17 protein-coding genes are annotated in these 24,898 nt (G+C 64.9%); 9 read left to right on the top strand and 8 right to left on the bottom strand.

Going from position 1 to position 24,898, the window contains the following annotated elements:
* Positions 1 to 64 precede the first annotated feature (64 nt).
* On the top strand, positions 65 to 1,393 hold the full coding sequence (creD, locus tag KHO27_RS20295; RefSeq protein WP_139667974.1) for a cell envelope integrity protein CreD: 1,329 nt from the start codon (positions 65 to 67) through the stop codon (positions 1,391 to 1,393).
* Positions 1,394 to 1,573: 180 nt separating this feature from the next.
* Here the strand turns inward: creD and KHO27_RS20290 are convergent, their stop codons facing one another.
* The 5 genes from KHO27_RS20290 to aceE all read right to left on the bottom strand — a co-directional run bounded on the left by KHO27_RS20290 (position 1,574) and on the right by aceE (position 10,278).
* The gene (locus KHO27_RS20290; protein ID WP_214500689.1) at positions 1,574 to 2,188 is read right to left on the bottom strand and encodes a glutathione S-transferase; all 615 of its coding nucleotides are present in this window, start codon (positions 2,186 to 2,188) and stop codon (positions 1,574 to 1,576) included.
* 3 nt (positions 2,189 to 2,191) lie between these two features.
* A complete protein-coding gene (msrA, locus tag KHO27_RS20285; RefSeq protein ID WP_214500688.1) occupies positions 2,192 to 2,860 on the bottom strand; it encodes a peptide-methionine (S)-S-oxide reductase MsrA in 669 nt (222 codons plus the stop codon).
* Between the two features lie 184 nt (positions 2,861 to 3,044).
* Positions 3,045 to 5,738, bottom strand: a complete 2,694-nt coding sequence (locus tag KHO27_RS20280; protein ID WP_110697395.1) for a putative bifunctional diguanylate cyclase/phosphodiesterase — start codon at positions 5,736 to 5,738, stop codon at positions 3,045 to 3,047.
* Between the two features lie 252 nt (positions 5,739 to 5,990).
* Positions 5,991 to 7,619: a dihydrolipoyllysine-residue acetyltransferase gene (gene aceF / locus KHO27_RS20275; protein WP_110697397.1), complete on the bottom strand. Its 1,629-nt coding sequence runs from the start codon at positions 7,617 to 7,619 to the stop codon at positions 5,991 to 5,993.
* 13 nt (positions 7,620 to 7,632) lie between these two features.
* Complete coding sequence (gene aceE, locus KHO27_RS20270; protein WP_110697399.1) at positions 7,633 to 10,278, bottom strand: pyruvate dehydrogenase (acetyl-transferring), homodimeric type; 2,646 nt, start codon at positions 10,276 to 10,278, stop codon at positions 7,633 to 7,635.
* 383 nt (positions 10,279 to 10,661) lie between these two features.
* Between aceE and glnE the strand changes: the two genes are divergently transcribed.
* The 8 genes from glnE (at position 10,662) to KHO27_RS20230 (ending at position 20,695) form a co-directional block, all read left to right on the top strand.
* Positions 10,662 to 13,595: a bifunctional [glutamate--ammonia ligase]-adenylyl-L-tyrosine phosphorylase/[glutamate--ammonia-ligase] adenylyltransferase gene (glnE, locus tag KHO27_RS20265; protein WP_110697401.1), complete on the top strand. Its 2,934-nt coding sequence runs from the start codon at positions 10,662 to 10,664 to the stop codon at positions 13,593 to 13,595.
* A 139-nt stretch (positions 13,596 to 13,734) separates the two neighbouring features.
* On the top strand, positions 13,735 to 14,784 hold the full coding sequence (gene waaF / locus KHO27_RS20260; RefSeq protein ID WP_046857431.1) for a lipopolysaccharide heptosyltransferase II: 1,050 nt from the start codon (positions 13,735 to 13,737) through the stop codon (positions 14,782 to 14,784).
* Positions 14,785 to 15,843 (top strand): lipopolysaccharide heptosyltransferase I, encoded by a 1,059-nt coding sequence (gene waaC, locus KHO27_RS20255; RefSeq protein ID WP_102681879.1) that lies wholly within the window; start codon positions 14,785 to 14,787, stop codon positions 15,841 to 15,843. It begins immediately after the preceding gene.
* Complete coding sequence (locus KHO27_RS20250; RefSeq protein ID WP_214500687.1) at positions 15,843 to 16,967, top strand: glycosyltransferase family 4 protein; 1,125 nt, start codon at positions 15,843 to 15,845, stop codon at positions 16,965 to 16,967. Before waaC ends, KHO27_RS20250 begins: the two co-directional genes overlap by 1 nt.
* Entirely contained in the window at positions 16,964 to 17,770 is an 807-nt protein-coding gene (gene rfaP / locus KHO27_RS20245; RefSeq protein ID WP_046857428.1) for a lipopolysaccharide core heptose(I) kinase RfaP, read from the top strand. Before KHO27_RS20250 ends, rfaP begins: the two co-directional genes overlap by 4 nt.
* Positions 17,770 to 18,504 (top strand): lipopolysaccharide kinase InaA family protein, encoded by a 735-nt coding sequence (locus KHO27_RS20240; RefSeq protein ID WP_102681882.1) that lies wholly within the window; start codon positions 17,770 to 17,772, stop codon positions 18,502 to 18,504. Before rfaP ends, KHO27_RS20240 begins: the two co-directional genes overlap by 1 nt.
* A complete protein-coding gene (locus tag KHO27_RS20235; protein WP_110697405.1) occupies positions 18,501 to 19,253 on the top strand; it encodes a lipopolysaccharide kinase InaA family protein in 753 nt (250 codons plus the stop codon). Before KHO27_RS20240 ends, KHO27_RS20235 begins: the two co-directional genes overlap by 4 nt.
* A complete protein-coding gene (locus KHO27_RS20230) occupies positions 19,253 to 20,695 on the top strand; it encodes a lipopolysaccharide kinase InaA family protein (protein WP_110697407.1) in 1,443 nt (480 codons plus the stop codon). Before KHO27_RS20235 ends, KHO27_RS20230 begins: the two co-directional genes overlap by 1 nt.
* Positions 20,696 to 20,713: 18 nt before the next feature.
* Here the strand turns inward: KHO27_RS20230 and KHO27_RS20225 are convergent, their stop codons facing one another.
* The 3 genes from KHO27_RS20225 to KHO27_RS20215 all read right to left on the bottom strand — a co-directional run bounded on the left by KHO27_RS20225 (position 20,714) and on the right by KHO27_RS20215 (position 24,860).
* Positions 20,714 to 23,497, bottom strand: coding sequence for a dermonecrotic toxin domain-containing protein (locus tag KHO27_RS20225; protein WP_214500686.1), 2,784 nt, complete (start codon positions 23,495 to 23,497; stop codon positions 20,714 to 20,716).
* A gap of 68 nt (positions 23,498 to 23,565) precedes the next feature.
* The gene (locus tag KHO27_RS20220) at positions 23,566 to 23,751 is read right to left on the bottom strand and encodes a hypothetical protein (RefSeq protein ID WP_111532011.1); all 186 of its coding nucleotides are present in this window, start codon (positions 23,749 to 23,751) and stop codon (positions 23,566 to 23,568) included.
* Positions 23,748 to 24,860, bottom strand: a complete 1,113-nt coding sequence (locus KHO27_RS20215; protein ID WP_214500685.1) for a PepSY-associated TM helix domain-containing protein — start codon at positions 24,858 to 24,860, stop codon at positions 23,748 to 23,750. The genes KHO27_RS20220 and KHO27_RS20215 overlap by 4 nt, the downstream gene beginning before the upstream one ends.
* Between the last annotated feature and the right edge of the window lie 38 nt (positions 24,861 to 24,898).

Raw genomic sequence — 24,898 nt, 5'->3', positions numbered from 1 at the left:
TCCCTCCCCAAGGGCTCCACGCAGCGGGCAGACACTGCCCGCATCGCAAACGGAGCCCAACCCCATGAACAAGACCCTAGGTTTCAAGCTCGGCCTGATCGCCGTGCTGATCCTGCTGCTGCTGATTCCCCTGCTGATGATCGGCGGTCTGATCGACGAACGTCAGCAACTGCGCAATAACGTGCTGGGCGAGATCGCCGCGAGCTCCAGCTTTGACCAGCTGGTCAGCGGCCCGGTCGTGGTGGTGCCCTATCGCAAGTACGAGCGCCGCTGGATCGACAAGGACGGCAAGAGTGTCCAGGAAACCAGCACGGTCCATGGCCAGCTGTACTTCTTGCCGGAAACCTTCGAAATGGATGTGGGCGTTGATACCGAGCTGCGTGCCCGTGGCATCTATCAGGCGCGCTTGTTCCATGCCAAGAGCAGGATCAGCGGCCGCTTCAAGCTGCCCGAGCGCTGGGGGATCGAGAAGGACTACGACGACTATCGCTTCGACAAGCCGCGGCTGATGGTCGGCATCAGTGATATCCGCGGCATCGAGAACAGCCTTGAACTGAAGTTGGACGACCAGCGCCTGCCGTTCCAGCCCGGCAACGGTGTCGACTGGTTACCGGGCGGCGTGCATGTGGACCTGCCGCAGTTCAGCGAACCGCAGGCCCGGGAGTTCACCTATGCCTTCGATTTGGACTTGCTGGGCACCGGGCAACTGGCCGTGCTGCCGGTCGGGCGCAGCAGTACCGTGGACATGCGCGCCAACTGGCCGCACCCAAGCTTCATCGGCAACTTCCTGCCCAGCCGCCGCGCCATCGACGAGAAAGGCTTCAGCGCCCACTGGCAGACCACGTTCTTCGCCACCAACCTGGAAGAGGCGGTGCGCCTGTGCGCCACGGCGCAGAAGTGCGCTGACTTCACCGACCGGGCGTTCGGCGTGAGCTTCGTCGACCCGGTGGACCAGTACCTCAAGAGCGAGCGGGCGATCAAGTACGCGCTGCTGTTCATAGCCCTGACCTTCGCCGGCTTCTTCTTGTTCGAGGTGTTGAAGAACCTCAGCGTGCACCCGGTGCAGTACATCCTGGTGGGCGTGGCCCTGGCGTTCTTCTACCTGCTGCTGCTGTCGTTGTCGGAGCACCTGGGGTTCGGCCTGGCCTATGGGCTGTCGGCGTCGGGCTGTGTGCTGCTGATCGGCTTCTATCTGGTGCACGTGCTGCGCAGCCTTGGGCGGGGGGTGGGCTTTGCGGCGGGGTTGGCGGCGTTGTACGGCATGCTCTACGGGCTGCTCAGCGCCGAGGACTACGCATTGCTGATGGGCTCGTTGCTGTGCTTCGGCCTGCTGGGTGTGTTCATGGTGCTGACCCGCCGGCTGGATTGGTCGCGGGTGGGGAGGGCGGTATGAGGGAGGACCGTGAGATCGGGCGCTGGTTGGCGATGAGGATCGGGCAGTTGTTTCCTGCACTACCGAGGTGAGGCCATCGCGGGGCAAGTCGGGCCGCCGCATCGCCGCTCCCACGCCGATCCAGATTTTGGCGTGGGAGCGGCGATGCGGCGGCCCGACTTGTCCCGCGATAGGACCCGGTCAGGCTGCCGGCGCGGTGGCCAGCATCGACGCCCGCTGGCTGACCTCGGCATACCACGCCGCCAGCCCTGGCTGCTGCTCACGCCAGCCGAACTCAGGCTGGCGCAGGTCCAGGTACCCCAGCGCACAGGCTACGCCAATCGCGGCCAAATCAAACCCCGAGGCCAGCTCCGCCAGGTGTTCCTGCTCCAGGTTGGCCAGGCTGCGACGGATCTTCTCGCCCTGGGCCTCGACCCAACCCGTCCACTGCTTGTCCGCCGGGCGCAGGAAGGTTTCATAGCGGGTAGCCACCGCAGCATCCATGATCGCATCGGCCTGGGAGACCAGGGTCAGCCGCCGCCAGCGCGCCGAACCCTCGCGGGGGATCAACGGCAGGCCTACATGCTGGCTGTCGAGGTACTCGCAGATAACCCGGCTGTCGTGCAGCACGCTGCCATCGTCCAGGCGCAGGGCTGGTATCTTGCCGATCGGGTTGTCCCGGTTGAGTTGCTCGTCGCCGTTCAGCGGACTGATGTTCACGCCCTGCACGGTGACGCGCTCCAGCTGGCCGGTCTCGTGCAAGACGATCATCACCTTGCGTACGAAGGGCGACAACGGCGAATGGAACAGGATCATGGCTCAGTTGCCCTGCAGGCTGGGCGGCAGGCACACACCGGTGCCACCGATGCCGCAGTAGCCGTCCGGGTTCTTGGCCAGGTACTGCTGGTGATAGGCTTCGGCAAAGTACACGGTCGGCGCCTGGGCAATCTCGGTGGTGATCTCGCCGAAGCCTGCCTTGCTCAGCTCGGCCTGGTAGGCGGCCTGGCTGGCCTGGGCTTCCTCGAGCTGCTGCGGCGAGGTGCAGTAGATCGCCGAGCGGTACTGGGTGCCGACATCGTTGCCCTGGCGCATGCCTTGGGTCGGGTTGTGCAGCTCCCAGAACATCGCCAGCAGTTCGCGGTAGCTGACTTTGTTCTTGTCGAACACCACCAGCACCACTTCGGTGTGGCCGGTCAGGCCCGAGCAGACTTCTTCATAGGTCGGGTTGGGGGTGAAACCGCCGGCATAGCCGACCACGGTGCTGACCACGCCTTCGCGCTGCCAGAAGCGCCGTTCGGCGCCCCAGAAGCAACCCAGGCCGAAGATGGCGAAGTCGATGTCGCCTTCGAAGAACGGGCCGAGCAGCGGGGTGCCTTCGAACACGTAGTGGAACTCGGGCAGGGTCATCGGGGTTTCACGGCCAGGCAGGGCCTGTTCCGCGGTGGGCAGGACGTTTTTGTTCACCAGGATTTCCGAACGCAGGGCCATGGCCGTTCCTCTGTGTCTTTTCAGTTGGATAGGTGTTGGACCCATCGCGGGGCAAGTCGCATCGGCGCACCGCCGCCCCCACGCAGGCTATACACAGTCTGCGTGGGAGCGGCGGTGCGCCGATGCGACTTGCCCCGCGATGGGGACCGAATGGCTTCTATAGTGCCCGAGCTTTACGCTGCTGTCAGTCCACCGGCCCACGCGGATAGCGGCGCAGCTTCTCGCTCAGCTCGCGCCCCGGGATAGGGCGGTCGAACAGGTAACCCTGGCCGACGTCGCAGCGGTGCCGGCGCAGGAATGCCAACTGCTCGGGCGTCTCGATGCCCTCGGCGACCACCTTGAGCTTGAGGTTGTGGGCCATGGCTACCACCGCCGAGGTGATCTCCATGTCGTCCTGATTGTCGGGGATCTCGTTGATGAAGCTGCGGTCGATCTTGATGATGTCGATCGGGAACTTCTTCAGGTAGCTCAGCGACGAGTAACCGGTGCCGAAGTCGTCCATGGCCAGGGTCAGGCCCAGGGCCTTGAGCTCGTCGAGCTGGCGGTGGGTGTCTTCGGTGGCTTCGAGCAGCAGGCCTTCGGTCAGCTCGAGTTCCAGCAGGTGCGGCGGCAGGGCTTCTTCCTTGAGGATGCCGGCGATCGAGCCAACCAGCTCCGGGTCGGAGAACTGCTTGGGCGACAGGTTGATGGCCACGTGCAGGTTGCCAAGACCTGCTTCGCGCAGCTGCTGGCTCATGCGGCAGGCCTGGCGCACCACCCACTTGCCGATGGGGATGATCAGGCCGGTTTCCTCGGCCACGCTGATGAACTGGTCGGGGCGGATCATGCCGCGCTCGGGGTGGTTCCAGCGCAGCAGCGCCTCAAGGCCCAGCAGGCGACCGCTGCGCAGGCAGAGCTTGGGCTGGTAGAACACTTCCAGTTCGTTCTGGGTCAGGGCGCGGCGCAGGTTGTTCTCGACGAACAGCTTGTAGCTGGCCTCGGCGTTGAGCACCTCGGTGAACACCTGGACCTGGTGCTTGCCGTTGGCCTTGGCCTTGTGCAGGGCCAGGCCTGCGTTCTTCATCAGTGTGGCCGGGTCGCTGCCGTGCAGCGGCGCGCAGGCCAGCCCCACGGAGGCGGTGACGTTGATCAGCTGGTTGTCGACGAACATCGGCTTGTCGAGGGTGCGCAGCAGCTGGTGGGCCACGCCCTGGCCGTCATCGAGGCTGGTATCGTCGAGCAGCACGGCGAACTCGTTGCTGGCGAAGCGCGCCAGGCTGCCGCCGTTGGCCAGGCTGTTGCGCAGGCGCCGGGCCAGGCTGATCAGCAACTTGTCGCCGGTCTGGTGGCCGAGGCTGTCGTTGATCCGCTTGAAGTTGTCGATGTCCACCAGCAGCAGGCAGATCGGGCTGTTGCTGTCGCGGGCGAAGCGCTCGTCGAGGTTGCGGATGAACGCAGGGCGGTTGCCCAGGTTGGTCAGGTTGTCGGTGTAGGCCAGGCGCTCGATGCGCTGCTGGGCCAGCTTGCTCTGGGTGACGTCTTCGTAGATGCCAATGTAGTGGGTCAGCTCGCGGTTGTCGCCGTACACCTTGGAGATCGACAGTTGTCCCCAGTAGGGCTCGAGGTTCTTGCGCCGGCTCTTGAACTCGCCCTGCCAGCTGTTGCCCATGGCCAGGCTCGACGGCGAGTCGAACAGCAGCTCGCTGAGGTTTTCCAGGGCCGGCAGTTCGGCCAGGTGGTGGCCTTGGACTTCCTCGGTGCTGTACTGGGTGATCGCCGTGAAGCTGGGGTTGACGTACTCCACCACGCCGTCGCGGTTGACCAGCAGGAAGGCGCTGGCGCTTTGCTCCACGGCCCGCTGGAACAGGTGCAGGGCGCTGGCGGCGGTGCGTCGGTTGTGGTTGTTGATGACCTGGGCGAACTGGTCGGCCAGCTCGCCAGCAAAGGCGATCTCGTCCGACTGCCAGGCACGCGGCTGGCCGGTCTGCTCCAGGCACAGCACGCCGACCACCTGGCCATCGATGCGGATGCTGGCATCGAGCATGGCGTTGTCGTCGGTGCTGTACAGCGACTCGGCCATTTCGCGGGTACGTGGGTCGTGGCTGGCGTTGTGGGCGTCGATGGCGCGGCTGGCGTGCAGGGCCTCGAGGTAGTCGGGGAAGCGGCTGGCGTCGATCGCTTCGGGCATGCGGTGCTGCTGTTCGCGGCGATACCAGGCGCTGATTGGCTCCAGGCGCTGGTCGTTCAGGTACCAGATGCTGGCGCAGTCGACCCGGTAGATCTCGCAGGCGCTGCGGGTGATCAGCTCGGCGGCTTCGAGCAGCGAGTTGCCCACGCTGTAGCGCTGTCGCGCCAGGCGCAGGATCAGGTCTTGCTGGGCGCGTACCCGGTCCAGGTGCTCGAGCTGCTCCTGCTGGGCGCGCTGGTTCAGCTGCAGGGCCAGCTGCAGGCGGTTGTTGCGCGATTCCAGGTCGTTGGCGTCGAGGTCGGGGGCGTCCTGCTGGTGGTCATCGAAGGCCGTCAGGTAGCCACGCAACAATTGGCGGTTGTGCTGCTTGTAGCTTTCGCCGACCTCCAGCAGGCGCAGTGGCGCAGGGCTGGCGTGCAGGGTGTAGCACACCCGGTAATAGCCGCGCTGGGCCAGTTGCAACTGGATCTCGTCGTGCAGCTTGTAGCGCGCCTCCGGCTCCATGAGGCTGGCATAGGGCGAGCCGATCAGGGCGCAGAGCTCGGCGGCGGGCAGGCCGAACTGGCGGTCGCAGGCCGGATCGAGGTAAAGCATCGCCCAACTGGCTTCGTTCAGCCGTTCGAAACGCAGCATGCCGAGCCGCGAGGGCACGGGGAGCTGCGTCACGACCTCGGCCGCCACACGGCTGGCGGCATCGGGTTGGCTTTTCATCGAAGACTCGCTTGAACTGGGGCGCGGCCTGAGGCACGGCGTATCGGGCAAGGTTGCATCATGTCCCGTGGGCTGGCAAGCGGCCATGCGGGATGCTGTGAACAGGTTGTCGGCTGGTGGGGGGGAATCTGAAGGTCAGGAGCTTGCAGCTTGCAGCTGATAAAAAAAGCCCCGCCAATTGGCGGGGTTGAGGTACGAGCGTGGCAGCTCGAAAACGGTGCTGCCCCTCGAGTGAGGGGCAGCGTGCAGCTATTACAGCAGCATGGTGCGGATATCGCCCAGCACGTCGCCCAGGCGCTTGGTGAAGCGCGCGGCGGCGGCGCCGTTGATCACACGGTGATCGTAGGACAGCGACAGCGGCAGCATCAGCTTGGGCTGGAAGGCCTTGCCATCCCAGACTGGCTGCATGGTCGCCTTGGACACACCGAGGATAGCCACTTCCGGCGCGTTGACGATCGGCGTGAAGCCGGTGCCGCCAATGTGACCGAGGCTGGAGATGGTGAAGCAGGCGCCTTGCATGTCGTCGGCCGAGAGCTTCTTGGTGCGGGCCTTCTCGGCCAGCGCGGCGGCTTCGGCAGCCAGTTGCAGCAGGCTCTTCTGGTCGACGTTCTTGATCACAGGGACCAGCAGGCCGTCCGGGGTGTCCACGGCGAAGCCGATGTGCACGTACTTCTTGCGGATGATCGCCTTGCCGCTTGGTGCCAGCGAGCTGTTGAAGTCCGGCAGTTCCTTGAGCAGGAAGGCGCAGGCCTTGAGCAGCAGCGGCAGCACGGTCAGCTTGACGCCAGCCTTCTCGGCCACGGCCTTCTGCGCAACGCGGAAGGCTTCCAGCTCGGTGATGTCGGCGGAGTCGAACTGGGTCACGTGCGGCACGTTCAGCCAGCTGCGGTGCAGGTTGGCGGCACCGACCTGCATCAGGCGGGTCAGGGCGACTTCTTCGACTTCACCGAATTTGCTGAAGTCGACGGCCGGGATCGGCGGGATGCCGGCACCACCGGTGGCGCCGGCAGCCGGGGCTTCCTTGGCCTTCTGCATCATCGCCTTGACGTAGACCTGCACGTCTTCCTTGAGGATACGGCCGTGCGGGCCAGTGGCCGCGACCGAGCCCAGGTCGACGCCGAATTCACGGGCCAGCTGGCGAACGGCAGGGCCGGCATGGACCTTGGCGTTGCTGCCGGCGGCAGGCGCGGTGGCGACCGGTGCAGGGGCGGCAGCCGGAGCAGCAGCGGCAGGTGCCGCGGCCGAAGCGGCTTCAGCCTTGGCCGGTGCTGCAGCGGCCGGCGCCGGAGCGGCGGCAGGAGCAGCGCCAGCGGCTTTGATCTTGAAGATCAGGTCGCCGGTGCCAACTTCGTCTTCCAGCTTGCACAGCACGGCTTCGATCACGCCAGCGGCAGGCGACGGGATCTCCATGGAGGCCTTGTCGGACTCCAGGGTGATCAGCGACTGGTCGGCTTCGACGGTGTCGCCGACCTTGACCAGCACTTCGATGATCTTGGCCTTGCCCGACGAGCCGATATCCGGCACGTGGATGTCCTGTACGCTGGCGGCAGCCGGGGCTGCGGCCGGAGCAGCAGGCGCGGCTTCAGCGGCAGGCGCTGGAGCTGCTGCCGGGGCCGCGGCCGGAGCCTCAGGCGCCGCAGCAGCGGCACCCTCGACTTCCAGGACCAGCAGCTCGTCGCCTTCTTTCAGGCGGTCGCCCAGCTTGACCTTCAGTTCCTTGACCACGCCGGCCTTAGGCGCCGGGATCTCCATGGAGGCCTTGTCGGACTCCAGGGTCAGCAGGCTCTGGTCGGCCTCGATACGGTCACCGACCTTGACGAACAGCTCGATGATTTCACCTTCACCGCTGCCGATGTCAGGTACGCGAATGAGTTCGCTCACTTAAAAATACTCCTCAGCAGTCCAGTGGGTTGCGCTTGTCCGGGTCGATGCCGAACTTGACGATGGCGTCAGCCACAACCTTGGGTTCGATCTCGCCACGGTCAGCCAGGGCTTCCAGGGCAGCCAGCACCACGAAGTGGCGGTCGACTTCGAAGAAGTGACGCAGCTTCTTGCGGCTGTCGCTGCGACCGTAACCGTCGGTACCCAGGACCTTGAACTCTTTGCTCGGCACCCACTGGCGAATCTGCTCGGCGAACAGCTTCATGTAGTCGGTGGAGGCGATGACCGGGCCCTTGCGACCGGCCAGGCACTCTTCGACGTAGGTCTGCTGAGGCTTCTGGCCAGGCTTGAGGCGGTTGGCGCGTTCCACGGCCAGGCCGTCGCGACGCAGTTCGTTGAAGCTGGTGACGCTCCACACGTCGGCACCGACGTTGAACTCTTCACGCAGGATCTTCGCCGCTTCGCGGACTTCGCGCAGGATGGTGCCGGAGCCCATCAACTGCACGTGGTGCGCGGCTTCGCGGGTGTCTTCTTCGAGCAGGTACATGCCCTTGATGATGCCTTCCTCGACACCGGCCGGCATGGCTGGCTGCTGGTAGGATTCGTTCATCACGGTGATGTAGTAGAAGATGTCCTGTTGCTCTTCGGTCATCTTCTTCATGCCGTCCTGGATGATCACCGCCAGCTCGTAGCCGTAGGTCGGATCGTAGGTGCGGCAGTTCGGGATGGTGCCCGCCATCATGTGGCTGTGACCGTCTTCGTGCTGCAGGCCTTCACCGTTGAGGGTGGTACGGCCGGCGGTACCGCCGATCAGGAAGCCACGAGTGCGGCTGTCGCCAGCGGCCCAGGCCAGGTCGCCGATACGCTGGAAGCCGAACATCGAGTAGAAGATGTAGAACGGCAGCATCGGCTGGTTGTGGCAGCTGTACGAGGTACCGGCAGCGATGAACGACGACATGGCGCCGGCTTCGTTGATGCCTTCCTCGAGGATCTGGCCCTTCTTGTCTTCGCGGTAGAACATCACCTGGTCTTTGTCGACTGGCTCGTAGAGCTGGCCGACCGACGAGTAGATGCCCAGCTGGCGGAACATGCCTTCCATACCGAAGGTACGGGCTTCGTCCGGGATGATCGGGACGATGCGCTGGCCGATGTCCTTGTCCTTGACCAGCTGCGCCAGGATGCGCACGAAGGCCATGGTGGTGGAGATTTCGCGGTCGCCCGAGCCGTCGAGGATCGCTTTCAGCGTTTCCAGTGGCGGGGTCGGCACGCTGAAGCTCTTGGCGCGGCGCTGCGGCACGAAACCGCCCAGGGCAGCACGGCGTTCGGCCAGGTACTTGGCTTCGGCGGAACCTTCTTCGGGCTTGAAGAATGGCAGGTTCTCGAGGTCGGCATCCTTGACCGGGATGTCGAAGCGGTCACGGAAGTGACGCAGGCTGTCGACGTCGACCTTCTTGGTGTTGTGCGCGGTGTTCTTGGCTTCGCCGGCACCGGTACCGTAACCCTTGATGGTCTTGGCCAGGATGACGGTTGGCTGCTCTTTGTGGTTCACGGCCTGGTGGTAGGCCGCGTAGACCTTGTACGGGTCGTGGCCGCCACGGTTGAGCTTCCAGATCTCCTCGTCGGACAGGTCTTCGACCATGGCCTTGAGCTCTGGGGTGTTGAAGAAGTTCTCACGGACGTACGCGCCGTCCTTGGCCTTGTAGTTCTGGTACTCGCCGTCGATGACTTCGTCCATGCGGCGTTGCAGGGCACCGTTGGTGTCCTTGGCCAGCAGTGGGTCCCAGAAGCGGCCCCAGACGACTTTGTTGACGTTCCAGCCACCGCCACGGAACACGCCTTCGAGTTCCTGGATGATCTTGCCGTTGCCGCGAACCGGGCCGTCGAGGCGCTGCAGGTTGCAGTTGATGACGAAGATCAGGTTGTCCAGCTTCTCGCGGCCGGCCAGGGCGATTGCGCCCAGGGATTCCGGCTCGTCGCACTCGCCGTCGCCCATGAAGCACCAGACCTTCTGCTTGCCGGCCGGGATGAAGCCACGGGCTTCCAGGTACTTCATGAAGCGCGCCTGGTAGATGGCCTGGATCGGGCCCAGACCCATCGAAACGGTCGGGAACTGCCAGAAGTCAGGCATCAGCCATGGGTGCGGGTACGAAGACAGGCCGTTGCCGTCCACTTCCTGGCGGAAGTTGTTCATCTGCTCTTCGTTGATGCGGCCTTCCATGAAGGCGCGGGCGTAGACGCCTGGGGATGCGTGGCCCTGGAAGAAGATCAGGTCGCCGCCGTGTTCGTCGGTCGGGGCCTGGAAGAAGTAGTTGAAGCCGATGTCATACAGGGTGGCGCTGGAGGCGAAGCTGGAGATGTGTCCGCCCAGGTCCGAGTCTTTCAGGTTGGTGCGCATGACCATGGCCAGGGCGTTCCAACGCACCATCGAGCGAATGCGGCGTTCCATGAACAGGTCGCCGGGCATGCGTGCTTCGTGGGTGACAGGGATGGTGTTGCGGTACGGCGTGGTGATGGCATATGGCAGCTGGGAGCCACTGCGGGTGGCCAGCTCGCCCATACGGGTCATCAGGTAATGAGCGCGGTCTTCGCCTTCTTTGTCGAGGACCGACTCCAGGGCATCCAGCCATTCCTGGGTTTCGATTGGATCGAGGTCTTGCATGGCTTGCTCCAGGGCGGAAAGGCCACCAGAATCGATGGCCTGAGTTTGCGACTGGCCTTATGGGCAGACGTCGTGAATTCTTGGATTACCGGACAGTCATCCGGCGCGGTGTAGTTTTACTACAAATGCTTTCGCATTTCATGCTTTTGCACGTTGGGCGTAGTAGTAAAACTACACAAATGCGACGTTTGGTCGCATCCCGGGTTGTGAGGAAAAACGTTCATGTTGGTTGGCGGTGTGTCGCAAGCAGGTGAATCTTGATGGGTTTTGCCAATTTTTCGTCTTTATCAGCTATTTCCAACTTTTGTACGACAGTCCAACCGTGGTCCAACCCCCGTTTGACCTCTCCAACCGCTCTCTTTCACGCCGATCAAGGATAGACCATGCGCCTGCCTTTGCCGCTCGATCTGCCTGCCGCTCTCCAACCACTGGTCGCTCGCAACCAGCAATTTCTCCGCGATGCCTTGGCCGGTCATGCTGATCTGCACCTGGACAGCCTGGGCGCCGAGCATCGGCGCCAGTTCGACCAGGTCGCTGCGGCCAGTGACTTCGTCCTGGAGCAGGCCCAGCGCGATCCGGCGGTGCTGTTCGAGCTGCTGGCCAGTGGCGCGATGGACCAGGCATACACCCCGGGCCAACTTCGCGCTCACATCCATGTCGTCGCCCAGGCCGCGCAAAGCGAGGACGAACTGGCGCGCAACCTGCGCCGTGAGCGCAACCGCCAGCAGTTGCGCATCATCTGGCGCGACCTGACCCGCCAGGCAGCGTTGGCCGAGACGTGCCGCGATCTGTCCGACCTGGCCGATGCCAGCATCGACGAAGCCTATCAATGGCTCTACCCGCGCCATTGCCAGCAGTTCGGCACCCCCATCGGCAACCGCAGCGGCCAGCCCCAGCACCTGGTGGTGCTGGGCATGGGCAAGTTGGGCGCGGTGGAGTTGAACCTGTCGTCGGACATCGACCTGATCTTCGCCTTCCCCGAGGGCGGTGAAACCGAAGGCGTGAAGCGCTCGCTGGACAACCAGGAGTTCTTCACCCGCCTCGGCCAGCGCCTGATCAAGGCGCTCGACCCGGTCACCGTCGATGGCTTCGTGTTCCGTGTCGACATGCGCCTGCGCCCGTACGGTTCGGCCGGCGCGCTGGTGCTCAGCTTCAATGCCCTGGAGCAGTACTACCAGGATCAGGGGCGCGACTGGGAACGCTACGCCATGATCAAGGCGCGGGTGGTGGCCGGCGACCAGGCGGCCGGCGCGCAGCTGCAGGAAATGCTGCGGCCTTTCGTCTATAGGCGCTACCTGGACTTCTCCGCGATCGAAGCGCTGCGCACCATGAAGCAGCTGATCCAGCAGGAGGTTCGGCGCAAGGGCATGGCCGACAATATCAAGCTGGGGGCCGGCGGCATCCGCGAAGTCGAGTTCATCGCCCAGGCATTCCAGCTGATCCATGGCGGGCGCGACCTGAGCCTGCAGCAGCGGCCGCTGCTGAAGGTGCTGACCACCCTGGAGGGCCAGGGCTACCTGCCGCCGGCGGTGGTCGCCGAGCTGCGCGACGGCTATGAGTTCCTGCGTTACACCGAGCACGCGATCCAGGCCATCGCCGACCGCCAGACCCAGATGCTGCCGGATGACCCGACCGACCGCGCGCGCATCGCCTATATGCTGGGCTTTGCCGATTGGGATGGCTTCCATGCCCAACTGATGCACTGGCGTGGGCGGATCGACTGGCATTTCCGTCAGGTGATCGCCGATCCGGATGAGGATGAAGCCGAGGGCGAACTCGTAGTCGGTGGCGAATGGTCGCCCCTGTGGGAGCAGGCCCAGGATGAAGAAGCCGCCGGGCGCCAGTTGCAGGAGGCCGGTTTCCACCAGCCTGCCGAGGCGCTGCGCCGGCTCAATGCCTTGCGGGTCAGCCCGACGCTGCGTTCGATGCAGCGCATCGGTCGTGAACGCCTGGATGCCTTCATCCCGCGCCTGCTGGCCCAGGCGGTCGAGCATGACAACCCTGACCTGGTGCTGGAGCGGGTGCTGCCCCTGGTCGAGGCGGTGGCGCGCCGCTCGGCCTACCTGGTGCTGCTCACCGAAAATCCCGGCGCGCTGCGCCGTCTGCTGACCTTGTGCGCGGCCAGTCCATGGATTGCCGAGCAGATTGCCCGTTACCCGCTGCTGCTTGACGAGCTGCTCAATGAAGGCCGGCTGTTCAGCCCGCCGCTGGCCCCGGAGCTGGCCGCCGAGCTGCGTGAGCGGCTCACCCGCATCCCCGAGGATGACCTTGAGCAGCAGATGGAGGCGCTGCGCCACTTCAAGCTGGCCCACAGCCTGCGCGTGGCCGCCTCGGAGATCAGCGGCAACCTGCCCCTGATGAAGGTCAGCGACTACCTGACCTGGCTGGCCGAGGCCATTCTCGACCAGGTGCTGGCCCTGGCCTGGCGCCAGACCGTGGCGCGCCATGGCCAGCCCAAGCGCAGCGACGGCAGCCTATGCGACCCTGGCTTCATCATCGTCGGCTACGGCAAGGTCGGCGGCCTCGAGCTGGGCCACGGCTCGGACCTGGACCTGGTGTTCATCCACGATGGCGACCCGAACGCCGAGACCGACGGCGCCAAGCCCATCGACAGCGCGCAGTTCTACACCCGCCTGGGCCAGCGCATCATCCACCTGCTGACCACCCAGACCAACTCCGGCCAGCTCTACGACGTGGACATGCGCTTGCGCCCGTCCGGCGCCTCGGGGTTGCTGGTGAGCTCGTTGGGCGCCTTCGAGCGCTACCAGCAGAACGAGGCCTGGACCTGGGAACACCAGGCCCTGGTACGGGCCCGGGTGCTGGTCGGCTGCCCGCAGGTGGCGACGGCCTTCGAGGGCGTTCGGGCCAAGGTGCTCGGCCAGCCCCGCGACCTGGACAAGCTGCGCGTCGAAGTGAGCGAGATGCGCGCCAAGATGCGTGACAACCTGGGCACCAAGGCCACCGGCGCAGGCACTGCGGGCAATGCCTTCGATGCCGGCCAGCCCTTCGATATCAAGCAGGATGCCGGCGGTATCGTGGATATCGAATTTATGGTGCAATACGCCGCTTTGGCCTGGTCCCACGACCATCCGGCCATACTGCGCTGGACCGACAACATCCGTATCCTCGAAGAGCTCGAACAGGCCGGGTTGATGCCCGCCGCCGACGCCGTGCTGCTGCGCGAACTGTACAAGGCGTTCCGCTCGGCCTCGCACCGCCAGGCCTTGCAGAAGCAGGCCGGGATGATCGACGCGGCGCAGTTCGCCGAGGAGCGCCGTGAGGTAAGGCGGATCTGGGGGCAGCTTGGGTTGACCTGAGCTTGCCGGGGCCGCGCTGCGGCGAAAAGGGCGCAATGCGCCCTCGGTGGTACACTGTCCGCCACATAGCCTGAATATAAAGAGGGGAGGCCAGGTTGTAGCGCAGCCTGCAGCCTCCCCGAATGTTTCTGGATAAAGCATGAGAATACTGATCATTGGCCCCAGCTGGGTCGGCGACATGGTGATGGCGCAGACCCTGTTCCAGAGCCTCAAACAGCAGCACCCCGACTGCGTGATCGACGTGCTGGCACCCGAGTGGAGCCGGCCGATCCTCGAACGCATGCCCGAGGTGCGCCAGGCCTTGAGCTTCCCGCTCGGCCACGGCGCGCTGGAGCTGGCCACGCGGCGGCGCATCGGCAAGTCGCTGGCCGGCCAGTACGACCAGGCGATCCTGCTGCCCAATTCGCTCAAGTCGGCGCTGGTGCCGTATTTCGCCGGCATCCCCAAGCGCACCGGCTGGCGCGGCGAGATGCGCTACCTGCTACTCAACGATGTGCGCAAGCTGGACAAGGCGCGTTACCCGCTGATGATCGAGCGCTTCATGGCCCTGGCCTACGCACCGGGTACCGAGCTGCCTAAGCCGTATCCGCGCCCGGCCCTGCAAATCGAGGCCGCCAGCCGCGAGGCCGCCCTGGCCAAGTTTGGCCTGGAGCTGGACCGCCCGGTGCTCGCCCTGTGCCCCGGCGCCGAGTTCGGCGAGGCCAAGCGCTGGCCCGCCGAGCATTACGCCGAGGTGGCCGAGGCGATGATCCGCCAGGGCTGGCAGGTGTGGTTGTTCGGTTCGAAGAACGACCACCCGGTCGGTGAGCAGATCCGCGACCGACTGATCCCGGGCCTGCGCGAAGAATCCTGCAACCTGGCCGGCGAGACCTCGCTGGCCGAGGCCATCGACCTGATGTCCTGCGCCAGCGCGGTGGTGTCCAATGACTCCGGCCTGATGCACGTGGCCGCCGCCCTCAACCGTCCGCTCGTGGCGGTGTATGGCTCGACCTCGCCGGGCTTCACCCCGCCGCTGGCCGACCAGGTGGAAGTGGTGCGCACCGGTATCGAATGCAGCCCCTGCTTCGACCGCACCTGCCGCTTCGGCCACTACAACTGCCTGCGGCTGCTGGAGCCGGCTAAAGTGATCGCCGCCTTGCACAGCTTGGGTGGCTCCGACCTGATCGCAACCGTGGCCGAGGTCGACTGAGTGCGGGTCCTGATCATCAAGACGTCGTCGCTGGGCGACGTCATCCATACGTTGCCAGCGCTTACCGACGCCGCCCACGCCATCCCCGGCATCCGTTTCGACTGGGTGGTGGAGGAAGGTTTCGCCGAGATCCCCAGCTGGCACCCGGCGGTCGACCAGGTGATCCCGGTGGCGATCCGCCGCTGGCGCAAGAATATCTGGCAGACGCTCAAGAGCGGCGAATGGAAGGCCTTCAAGCAGCGCCTGCGCGAGCACAAGTACGACTTGGTGATCGATGCCCAGGGCTTGGTCAAGTCGGCCTGGCTGACCCGTTACGTGAAAGCGCCGGTAGCCGGTCTGGACCGTTACTCGGCCCGTGAGGGCTGGGCCAGCCGCTTCTACGACCGGCGGCTGTCGGTCGCTGTCGGCCAGCATGCCGTTGAACGCGTGCGGCAACTGTTCGCCCTGGCCCTGGCCTACGACCTGCCGGAAGGGCTGGGCAACTACGGCCTTGACCTCAACCGCTTGCAACTGCCGCCCGCCGCGCCTTACGTGGTGTTCCTGCATGGCACCACCTGGGCCACTAAACATTGGCCTGAGGCCTACTGGCGCGAGCTGGCCGAGCGCATGGGCCGGCGCAAGCTGCAGGTAATGCTGCCATGGGGCAACCCTGCGGAAAAAGCCCGCGCCGAGCGTATCGCCCAGGGCTTGAACAATTGCCAGGTGCTGCCCAAATTGAACCTGGCTGGCGTAGCCCGTGTGCTGGCCGCCGCCAAGGCCTGCGTGGCGGTGGACACCGGCCTGGGCCACCTGGCCGCCGCCCTGGATGTGCCGACCATCTCCCTGTTCGGCCCCACCAACCCTGGTCTGACCGGTGCCTACGGACGCGCCCAGATCCACCAGGCGAGCGACTTCCCCTGCGCCCCGTGCCTGCAGAAGAAGTGCACCTACAAACCGAGCGCCGAGGACCTGCGCCGGTTCGATCTCAAACGCGAGTGGCCGCTGTGCTTCACTCGCCTGAATCCCGAGCATGTGGCGGGCCGCTTGAGCGCGCTGCTGCTGGCTGAGGATGTTCGTTGATGCAACTGGCTTTTGTGCTCTACAAGTATTTCCCCTTTGGCGGGCTGCAGCGTGACTTCATGCGCATCGCCCTCGAATGCCAGAAGCGTGGCCACCAGATCCGTGTGTACACGCTGATCTGGGAAGGTGACATTCCGCCGGGCTTCGAGGTGCTGGTGGCGCCGGTCAAGGCGCTGTTCAACCATCGCCGCAACGAGAAGCTCAGTGCGTGGATGGCGGCGGACCTGGCCAAGCGTCCGGTCGATCGCCTGATCGGCTTCAACAAGATGCCTGGCCTGGATGTCTACTACGCCGCCGACGGCTGCTTCGAGGACAAGGCCCAGACCCTGCGCGGCGGCCTCTACCGCCGCTGGGGCCGCTATCGCCACTTCGCCGAATACGAGCGGGCGGTGTTCGCCAAGGACGCACGTACCGAGATCCTGATGATCTCCGAGGTGCAGCAGCCGCTGTTCATCAAGCACTACGGCACTCCCGAGGCGCGTTTCCACCTGCTGCCGCCGGGCATTTCCCAGGACCGCCGGCGCCCGGCCGACGCCGAGGCCATCCGCGCCGCCTTCCGCCAGGAGTTTGGCATGGCCGACGACGAGCTGCTGCTGGTACAGATTGGCTCGGGCTTCAAGACCAAGGGCGTTGACCGCAGCCTCAAGGCCCTCGCGGCGCTGCCATCGAGCCTGCGCAAACGCACGAAACTGATGGTCATCGGCCAGGACGACCCCAAGCTGTTCCAGGTGCAGAGTACTGCGCTCGGCCTGGGTGATCAGGTGCAGTTCCTCAAGGGGCGCAGCGATATCCCACGCTTCCTGCTCGGCGCCGATCTGCTGATCCACCCTGCCTACAACGAAAACACCGGTACCGTATTGCTCGAGGCGCTGGTTGCCGGCCTGCCGGTGCTGGTGTCGCAGGTGTGCGGCTACGCCCACTACATCGCCGAGGCCGACAGCGGCCTGGTGCTGGACGAGCCGTTCGAGCAGGACCAGCTCAACGCTTATCTGCAACGCATGCTCGAAGACGCCGCGGCCCGTGCAGCCTGGTCGAGCAACGGTGTGGCGTTCGCCGCCACCGCCGACCTGTACAGCATGCCGCAACATGCCGCCGACGTGATCCTTGGGCAGGAAACCGCATGAAGCTGATACTGGCCGAACCGTTCAAGCGCCTGTGGGCCGGGCGTGACCCCTTCGACGCCGTCGAAGCCCTGCAGGGCGAGGTGTACCGCGAGCTGGAAGGCCGTCGCACCCTGCGTACCGAGGTCGATGGCGCGGGCTTCTTCGTCAAGATCCACCGTGGCATCGGCTGGGGTGAGATCTTCAAGAACCTGTTCAGCGCCAAGCTGCCGGTGCTCGGTGCTGGCCAGGAATGGCGTGCGATCCAGCGCCTGCATGAAGTCGGCGTGCCGACCATGACCGCGGTGGCCTACGGCGAGCGGGGTGGCAACCCGGCCACCCAGCACTCGTTCATCGTCACCGAGGAGCTGGCGCCGACCGTCAGCCTGGAAGACTTCAGCATCGATTGGGTGAAGCAGCCGCCAGCGCCCCGCCTGAAGCGCGCGCTGATCGCCGAGGTGGCGAAGATGACCGGCGGCATGCACCGCGCCGGGGTCAACCACCGCGACTGCTACATCTGCCACTTCCTGCTGCACACCGATCGCCCGGTGACGGCGGACGACTTCCGGCTGTCGGTGATCGACCTGCACCGTGCCCAGACTCGGGCGACGGTCAGCCGCCGCTGGCGCGACAAGGACCTGGCGGCCCTGTATTTCTCGGCCCTGGACATCGGTCTGACCCGTCGCGACAAGCTGCGCTTTTTGCGCGGCTACTTCCAGCGCCCGTTGCGCCAGGTGCTCAAGGACGAGGCTGCACTGCTCGCCTGGCTGGAGCGCAAGGCGCAGAAGCTCTACGACCGCAAGCAACGTTACGGGGACGCACTCTGATGGCGAGCTGGAACCTGGCGCCTGAGTATGCGCACCTGGCGGCCGATTTCGGCAGTATCGACGCGGTGTTCGCCATCAAGGGCGAGCGTCTGACCCGCGACCCGTTGAGCGAGGTCATCCGCATCGAACGGGACGGGGTCAACTACTACGTCAAACGCTACACCGGAGCCGGCAAGCACATGCGCCGCTACCTGGGGCGCCCGCGAGTCAAGGCTGAGTGGCAGAACCTCAAGCAGTTCGCCAAGTGGGGCATCCCCACCGCCGACGTGGTCGCCTGGGGCCTCGAGCGCCAGGGCCTGGCGTTTGGCCGTGGGGCGATGATCACTCGCGAACTGCCACGCACCGAGGACCTCTCGGCGTTGGCCGAGCGCAATGACCCGCGCCTGCGTGACGCGGCCTGGGTCGATCATGTCAGCCGTCAGCTGGCGCGGCACACCCGGGTAATGCACGATCACCATTTCGCCCACAACGATCTCAAATGGCGCAACCTGCTGGTCGATGACCAGGGCACGCTGTTCTTCATCGATTGCCCGACGGGCGACTTCTGGCGTGGTTTCATGCTGCGCCACCGGTTGATCAAGGACCTGGCCTGCCTGGACAAGGTCGCCAAGTATCACCTGTCGGCGACCCAGCGCTTGCGCTTCTACCTGCAGTACCGCGGGCATGCGCGCCTGCATGCGCGCGACAAGAAGCGCATCCGTCAGGTGCTGAGCTTTTTCGAGGGAAGGGAATGACCGACTACCTGGCCAGTGCCGACCAGGCACTGCTGCAACGGCACGGACTGGGCGACTTCGAGGCGCTCTGGGCCCTGCAACTTGACGCCGTGGACGAACCCAACACCGGCCGCGGCGGCTGGAGCAGCGTGTTCCGCCTCGAGCTCGAGGGCAAGGGGTACTACCTCAAGCGCCAGAGCGACTACCTGACTCGCAGCCTGCACCGGCCGTTTGGCGAGCCGACCTTCGCCCGTGAGTTTCGCAATATCAGCCGTTACCAGAAGCTCGATATCCCGGCCTTGCAGGCGGTTTTCTATGGGGAGCGCAAACAGGCCGGCCAACACCGGGCGATCCTCATGACCCGGGCGCTGGACGAATGGACCGACCTTGAGCATTTGCTCGGCCATTGGCCGCAGACATCCGCGCCGCAACGCCAGGGCATCCTCCAGGCCTGTGGCCAGCTGGCGCGCACACTGCACGGCGCCGGGCAGATGCACGGTTGCTTCTACCCCAAGCACATTTTCCTGCGTGAGCGCCGCGAGGGCTGGCAGGCACAGTTGATCGACCTGGAGAAGACCCGTCCGCTGCTGTTCGGCATGCGTGACCGGGTCAAGGACCTCGAACCGCTGCTGCGCCGCGCCCGGGCCTGGGACGAGGCGGACGTGCGCATGCTGCTGGCGGCCTACCTGCAGCAGCCGGCCGACAGCGCTCTGGTTTCCACCTGGCTGCAACGCCTGACCCAACGCCGCCGTCACAAAGAGGCCCGCTGATGCGCCTGTCCGAATTGAAGGAGGCCGGGCGCAACCCAAGCCTGCCCCTGATCATCACCCTCGCCGACGCAGCAGGCAGCGCCGACCTGCAACTGCTCAGCCTGCTGCGCGTGCTGCCGGGCCAGCGCTATGTCGGCGCCGGCATCTGGCGAGGCACCAAGGTCCTGGCCAAGTTGCTGGTCGGCGGCAATTCCGCCCGCCACTTCCAGCGCGAACGCGATGGCGCCCGACTGATGGCCGATCAGGGCCTGACCACGCCACGGCTGCTGGTCGATGGCCTCAAGGAAGGCGAAGGTGGCTGGCTATTGTTCGAATACCTCGATCACGCCGAAAGCCTGGGTGACGCCTGGGCCAAGGTGGAATCATTGCCGATGCTCGCCGACGAGCAGCACCTGGTGCTTGGCGAGGCGTTGACCGCCATCGCGCACCTGCATGCCAAGGGTTTGTGGCAGGAAGACCTGCACTTGGACAACCTGCTGCGCCAGGACGGTCAGCTGTACCTGATCGACGGCGCCGGCATCAAGGCCGAAACGCCCGGCCAGCAGCTGTCGCGCCAGCGTGTGCTGGAAAACCTCGGGGTGTTCTTCGCCCAGTTGCCCAAGCGCCTGGAGCCCTTTATCGAGGAGGCGCTGGTGCATTACATCCTGGCCAACGCCGAGCATGCGCTGCCGCTGGAGGCGTTGCAGAAGCAGGTGGACAAGGTGCGCAACTGGCGCCTGAAGGACTACCTGGACAAGGCCGGGCGTGAATGCACGCTGTTCAGCGTTGCGCGCAACCTGTCGGGCCTGCGCGCCATCCGCCGCGGCGAGGTCGAGGCGCTGCTGCCGGTGCTCGAGCAGGCCGATGCGTTGATTGACCAAGGCCACCTGTACAAGACCGGTGGCGCGGCCAGCGTGGCGCGTATCGAGGTGGGTGGCCGCACGCTGGTGCTCAAGCGCTACAACATCAAGAACACCGCGCACTGGTTCAAGCGCTTCTGGCGCCCGAGCCGGGCCTGGCATTCGTGGATCGAAGGGCATCGCCTTGAGTTTCTCGACATTGCCACGCCACGGCCATTGGCGGTGCTGGAGCAGCGGGTGATGGGGCTGCGCAGCACGGCCTACCTGGTGACCGAGTACGCCGACGGGCCGGACCTGATCGAATGCTTCGCGCCCTATGTGGAAAGCGGCGAGGCGCCCGACGAGCAGGTCGAGGCCCTGGTGCGGGTGATGCAGCAGCTGATCCGCGAGCGCATCAGCCATGGCGACTTCAAAGGCCATAACCTGTTCTGGCAGGCCGGCCAGTGGTCGCTGATTGACCTCGACGCCATGTGTCAGCACGCCACCCAGCTCAGCTTCGCCCCGGCGTTTGCCCGTGACCGGGCGCGGTTGCTGCGCAACTGGCCGAGCGGCAGCGCCTTGCATCAGCGACTGGACCGGCTTTTGCCAAAACGGGTCGAGTAAGGCAGCGGGTTCGGGCTTTCATTGGGCGGGCGGTGGTTGGTCTGGCAGGGTCAGCCAGTCACTGCTGCGCCCTGCCTGGCGAACGCGTATCAGCCACTGGCCGTTTTCGTGACGCATCACCGCCCACGGCACCACCCCGGCGTTGTTGGCGACAGTAATCTGCAAGTGGTAGTGATCCGGCAGCAGGTGACGACGCACCGGCAACTGTCCGTTCTCGAGCGCCAGGTACAGCTGATCGTCAGCCTCAAAGAGCCCTTGTTCGATGTTCAGTGGCAGGCCGGCCACAGGCACCTGCAGGTAGCAGTCTTGCAATAACTGCTTCAGGTCGGGCAGCCCGTCGTACCAGAGTACCGGTGAGTCTATGACCCACTGCCCGTCGGACTTGCGCTTGAGCGGTTGCTGCAGGTAAACGTCCGGCTGGTCAGGGTCGATGGCCCGCCAGCGGTAGCCGTCGAAGCTGACCTGGTAATAACGGTTGTCGTTGTCCTTGACGAAGTACAGTGAGTGCCCGCCAAACGCCGAGCTTTGCTCGTATACACCTTCACCGTAGATACCGTCTATGCGATAGCGCAGGCTGCTGCCTGGTTGTACCTGGAGGCGTGCGGGCAGTGGCAATGGCGGTTGTTTGGGGATCCCGCGCAGGGATCGGCGTAGCACTCTGGAACCCAGAAAGCTGGTACCCGCATCGTTGAGGTGGCTAAGCGCTTGATAGGCATGCCGCATCACCCCTGCGACATCCTCTTGCTTGAAGGCCTCGACGCCGTCCCAGATATCAATTGCCATGCGGCCGATCGACAGCACCAGCAGCGCACGGTTTGGCAGCAGCAGGCTGATGAAGTCCAGTAAGCGCCAGCTGAGCGCCATGACCGATGCCACGTTCACTTCCCTGGTCGTCATGCTGTCGGCATCGGCCTGAGCGATCAGCGCCCGGGCTTCGGCCATGTAGTAGACGAAGAAAAGGTCGTCCTTGATCTCGGGTGTCGTCAAATGTGTGCTCATGCGCCCCTTGTCCAGCAGCCGCTGCACCGTGGCGGCAGGCAGCAATGGCAGGCGCTGGGCTACGTATGCTCTCAACGTGGGCTGTTGGCGCAATGTGCGAAGCAGTTCGCGGGTTGTTCGAAAGCGGCGCCAGGACCTGCGGTCCGGGGCATCCGGGGTGTACAGCACGCATGCCGGAGACTTGTTGGGAGGGCTGTTGAGCAGAAGCACGCCCTGCAGGGTATGGCCCATGATGTTTAGCTGCCGAACAGTGACCGGGTAGCCTGTGACTGGCGCACGCAAGGCATTGTGTGGTTGGTCCAACACTGCGCGCACCCAGTTGTAGCCGTGTTCGAAAGGGTCTTCGCCAAAGTGTCCGGCGTAGCGCGCCTTGACTGCTTCAGCGTGCATGCGTGCACGGTTGACCTTGCTGTGCGCGGTCAGGCGCCATTTGCCCGCTCTGGAACTGATAAGTTGGGTGTGCAGGTACTTTGCGTAGCTGTCACCTACGTTCAGTTCCCGGACCATGTGCTTGACATACTGCGGCGTGAGCCCGGCGGGAATGGCTTTTCCGTGGGCATGGCTCACCCGAGCAGTAAGCCAGTAGTCGGTATCGAACCACGGCAAGTTCTTGAGGGCGATCTCTTCGAGCGTGTTGATTTCCTCGACCATTTCCACCATCTCGTGGCCCACGCGTCGCATGCCGACATAGGTGACATAGGATGAGATGGCGAAGGGATGCATGATGGCGCCGGTGCGGCGGGCACGCACGACCCTGATCTTGATATCGCGAGGATCTGTGTCGTACCCCAGGTTATGGCTAAGGCGCTCGCGAAGGCGTGCGTTGGCCCAGGCCAGCAGGCTATTGCGCTGCTTGAAGTCGTTAAGGCTCAGCACTCCCGGGGCAGCAGCCTGCTCGGCGATTGCCACCAGCTCTTGCATGGTCTGCATCATATGGCTCAGGCCTTGCGCAGATGTGTTGCGCAGCCAGTTTGGCAGGTTCTTCTCAAGTAATCTGGAGTAACGTGTCAGCAGGATGGGTTTGGCGCCGACTTCGTGCCAGAGTTGCATGGCTTTATGTATTCGGGGGTGCTGGTCGGGTGAGCCGTTGCTCCACAAGACGGCGTCACTCAAGCGTTGGCGCTGGGCTTCTATCGCACTGTCGATCTGGGCCTCCAGCAGGCTATCGGTGTACCAGTCATAGCGCAGGCGCTGTGACCGACGAACGCGGTCCGCCTGTGGGTCAGGATACAGATGCAGCAGAGGCTTGCTCTGGAGTGGGTCCTCCAGGCGTTCGCAAAGTTCCTGGTGCAGTGCGGCAAGGGAGTCGAAGGCCTCTATGCCTTGTGAGAGGCTGCATAGCAAGGCCATGCCTGCGGCATCCTGAGGCGTGAGCATAGGGCCCTCGGCGGTGCCGGCGACGATGATCAGTGTGCCTGGCAGGTAGCTACGCCAGTTGGGTCGTATGCCGTCGAGCAGCACGCGATAGACCTGTGGCCTGCTGTCCAGGGGCAGCTGCCTGCGCTGGGAGGGAAGTGGCTGTTCCAGGCACGCCCGCAGCTGCTCGGCTGACCCGTTGGCCAAGGTCTGGTCGCCCAGGCGCAATTCAACCTCGGCAAGCATCAGCGCCTTGCGCAGTGCCAGCAGCTTTTGTCTTGGGGTTTCGCCTTGCTCATCGGCCGTTGTCCAGAAGCTGGCCAGTTCGCCGTGCAGCCAGGTGCGTGTATCGGGGTTGATGGGGTGCTGAGGGTCAAGGGTCGGGAGGCCGCCGAGCAGGTCGCTGATATGTCGGTCGATCTGTTCCAGTTGTTCGAGGGGGCGCATGGGGCGGGTCCTTGGTTGAGGAAAATCCCCATGCTTGGCAATGCCTGCGGTTGCGGGGTGGTAGCGGGCTAGCGCACCCGACGCCAGAGCAGCCCGCGCAAGCTCAACAGGGCCGGCAGACCCAGGCCGGCCCATGCCAGAATGTCCCAGCCACCGTCGCCGAGCAGTGCGGCGAAGAGGCCCAGAAGCCCAAATATGGCAATCAACGCTGGCCAGACGAAGATGCGTACAGTGGCTTGCGACCTGTGGCTCATGCGCGCGACTCCCTGGTTTTGCGCTGCTTGCCCCACCACAGGTAGAGGCCGCTGCCGAGCACGATGATTGTCAGCACGTCCAGCAAAGCCCAGAGGATCTGCATCGGTCTCCCGCCGTAATCGCCGAAATGCAAAGGCTGCGACAGGCCCATCGCATCCATGTACCAGGGACGATCGCCTACGGCCGTCACTGCAAGGGTGCGAGCATCGATCAGTACCGGCGTGAACAGGTGCGAACTCAGGTGTGTGGCACCGTTCATGAACACCGCGTAATGGTGCTCGCTGGAGAAGCGCGTGCCGGGGAAGGCGATGAAGTCCGGGCGCATGCCGGGCGCGGCCTGTTCGGCGATCTTCAGCAGCTGCGTGGCCGGGGCGCGTTCGGTGAGCGGCGGGGCATCGCGGTAGGGCGCGACCATGGCCGCCAGGCTGTCGTTGCGCCAGGCGGCGATCACCAGGTCGGACAGGGCGCTGATCACCCCGGTGACGCCGACCACCAGGGCCCAGGTGAGGGTGACCACGCCGATCAGGTTGTGCAGGTCGAGCCAGCGCAGGCGCCGGGATTTGTCGTGGCGCACCGTGGCGAACTTCAGGCGGCGCATGAACGGCGCGTACAGCACCGTGCCGGAGAAGATCGCGACGACGAACAGCAGGCCCATGAAGGCCAGCCACAACTTGCCGGGCAACCCGGCGAACATGTCCACGTGCAGGCGCAGCATCAGCATCATGAAACCGCCGTTGGCCGCCGGCATGGCCACGGCCTCGCCTGTGCGGGCATCGAGCATGAAGGTGTGCGATTGGTCGGGGTGGGTGCCGGCGGTGGCGGCCATGATTGCCACCACGCCGTTGGGTTCGTCCTCTTCGTAGCCGAAGTACTGCATGACTTCGCCAGGACGGTGTTGTTCGGCCTTGAGCACCAGTTGCTGCAGGTCCAGGTGCGGGGTGCCGGCGGGCATCTCGCGCAGTTCGGGGGCATCGCCCAGCAGGTGTTCCAGCTCGTGGTGGAAGATCAGCGGCAGGCCGGTGAGGGCCAGCAGCAGCAGGAACAGCGTGCACACCAGGCTGCTCCAGGTGTGGATCGCTGACCAGCGGCGGATGGTTTGGCTTTTCATCACGGCTCCTTGCGCATCGCGGGGCAAGTCGCATCGGC

The organism is Pseudomonas sp. RC3H12, from assembly GCF_018596375.1.
GTDB lineage: Bacteria > Pseudomonadota > Gammaproteobacteria > Pseudomonadales > Pseudomonadaceae > Aquipseudomonas.
The sequence above is the reverse complement of the archived record's forward strand: the minus strand, read 5'-3'. Positions and strand labels throughout refer to the sequence as shown.

Bases quoted from the DNA above. Each gene is read 5' to 3' on its own strand.
- KHO27_RS20280 (WP_110697395.1), bottom strand. From the start codon at position 5,738: ATGAAAAGCCAACCCGATGCCGCCAGCCGTGTGGCGGCCGAGGTCGTG.
- KHO27_RS20220 (WP_111532011.1), bottom strand. From the start codon at position 23,751: ATGAGCCACAGGTCGCAAGCCACTGTACGCATCTTCGTCTGGCCAGCG.
- rfaP (WP_046857428.1), top strand. From the start codon at position 16,964: ATGAAGCTGATACTGGCCGAACCGTTCAAGCGCCTGTGGGCCGGGCGT.
- creD (WP_139667974.1), top strand. From the start codon at position 65: ATGAACAAGACCCTAGGTTTCAAGCTCGGCCTGATCGCCGTGCTGATC.
- aceE (WP_110697399.1), bottom strand. From the start codon at position 10,278: ATGCAAGACCTCGATCCAATCGAAACCCAGGAATGGCTGGATGCCCTG.
- KHO27_RS20230 (WP_110697407.1), top strand. From the start codon at position 19,253: ATGCGCCTGTCCGAATTGAAGGAGGCCGGGCGCAACCCAAGCCTGCCC.
- KHO27_RS20225 (WP_214500686.1), bottom strand. From the start codon at position 23,497: ATGCGCCCCCTCGAACAACTGGAACAGATCGACCGACATATCAGCGAC.
- KHO27_RS20250 (WP_214500687.1), top strand. From the start codon at position 15,843: ATGCAACTGGCTTTTGTGCTCTACAAGTATTTCCCCTTTGGCGGGCTG.
- waaF (WP_046857431.1), top strand. From the start codon at position 13,735: ATGAGAATACTGATCATTGGCCCCAGCTGGGTCGGCGACATGGTGATG.
- KHO27_RS20240 (WP_102681882.1), top strand. From the start codon at position 17,770: ATGGCGAGCTGGAACCTGGCGCCTGAGTATGCGCACCTGGCGGCCGAT.
- msrA (WP_214500688.1), bottom strand. From the start codon at position 2,860: ATGGCCCTGCGTTCGGAAATCCTGGTGAACAAAAACGTCCTGCCCACC.
- KHO27_RS20290 (WP_214500689.1), bottom strand. From the start codon at position 2,188: ATGATCCTGTTCCATTCGCCGTTGTCGCCCTTCGTACGCAAGGTGATG.
- KHO27_RS20215 (WP_214500685.1), bottom strand. From the start codon at position 24,860: ATGAAAAGCCAAACCATCCGCCGCTGGTCAGCGATCCACACCTGGAGC.
- KHO27_RS20235 (WP_110697405.1), top strand. From the start codon at position 18,501: ATGACCGACTACCTGGCCAGTGCCGACCAGGCACTGCTGCAACGGCAC.
- glnE (WP_110697401.1), top strand. From the start codon at position 10,662: ATGCGCCTGCCTTTGCCGCTCGATCTGCCTGCCGCTCTCCAACCACTG.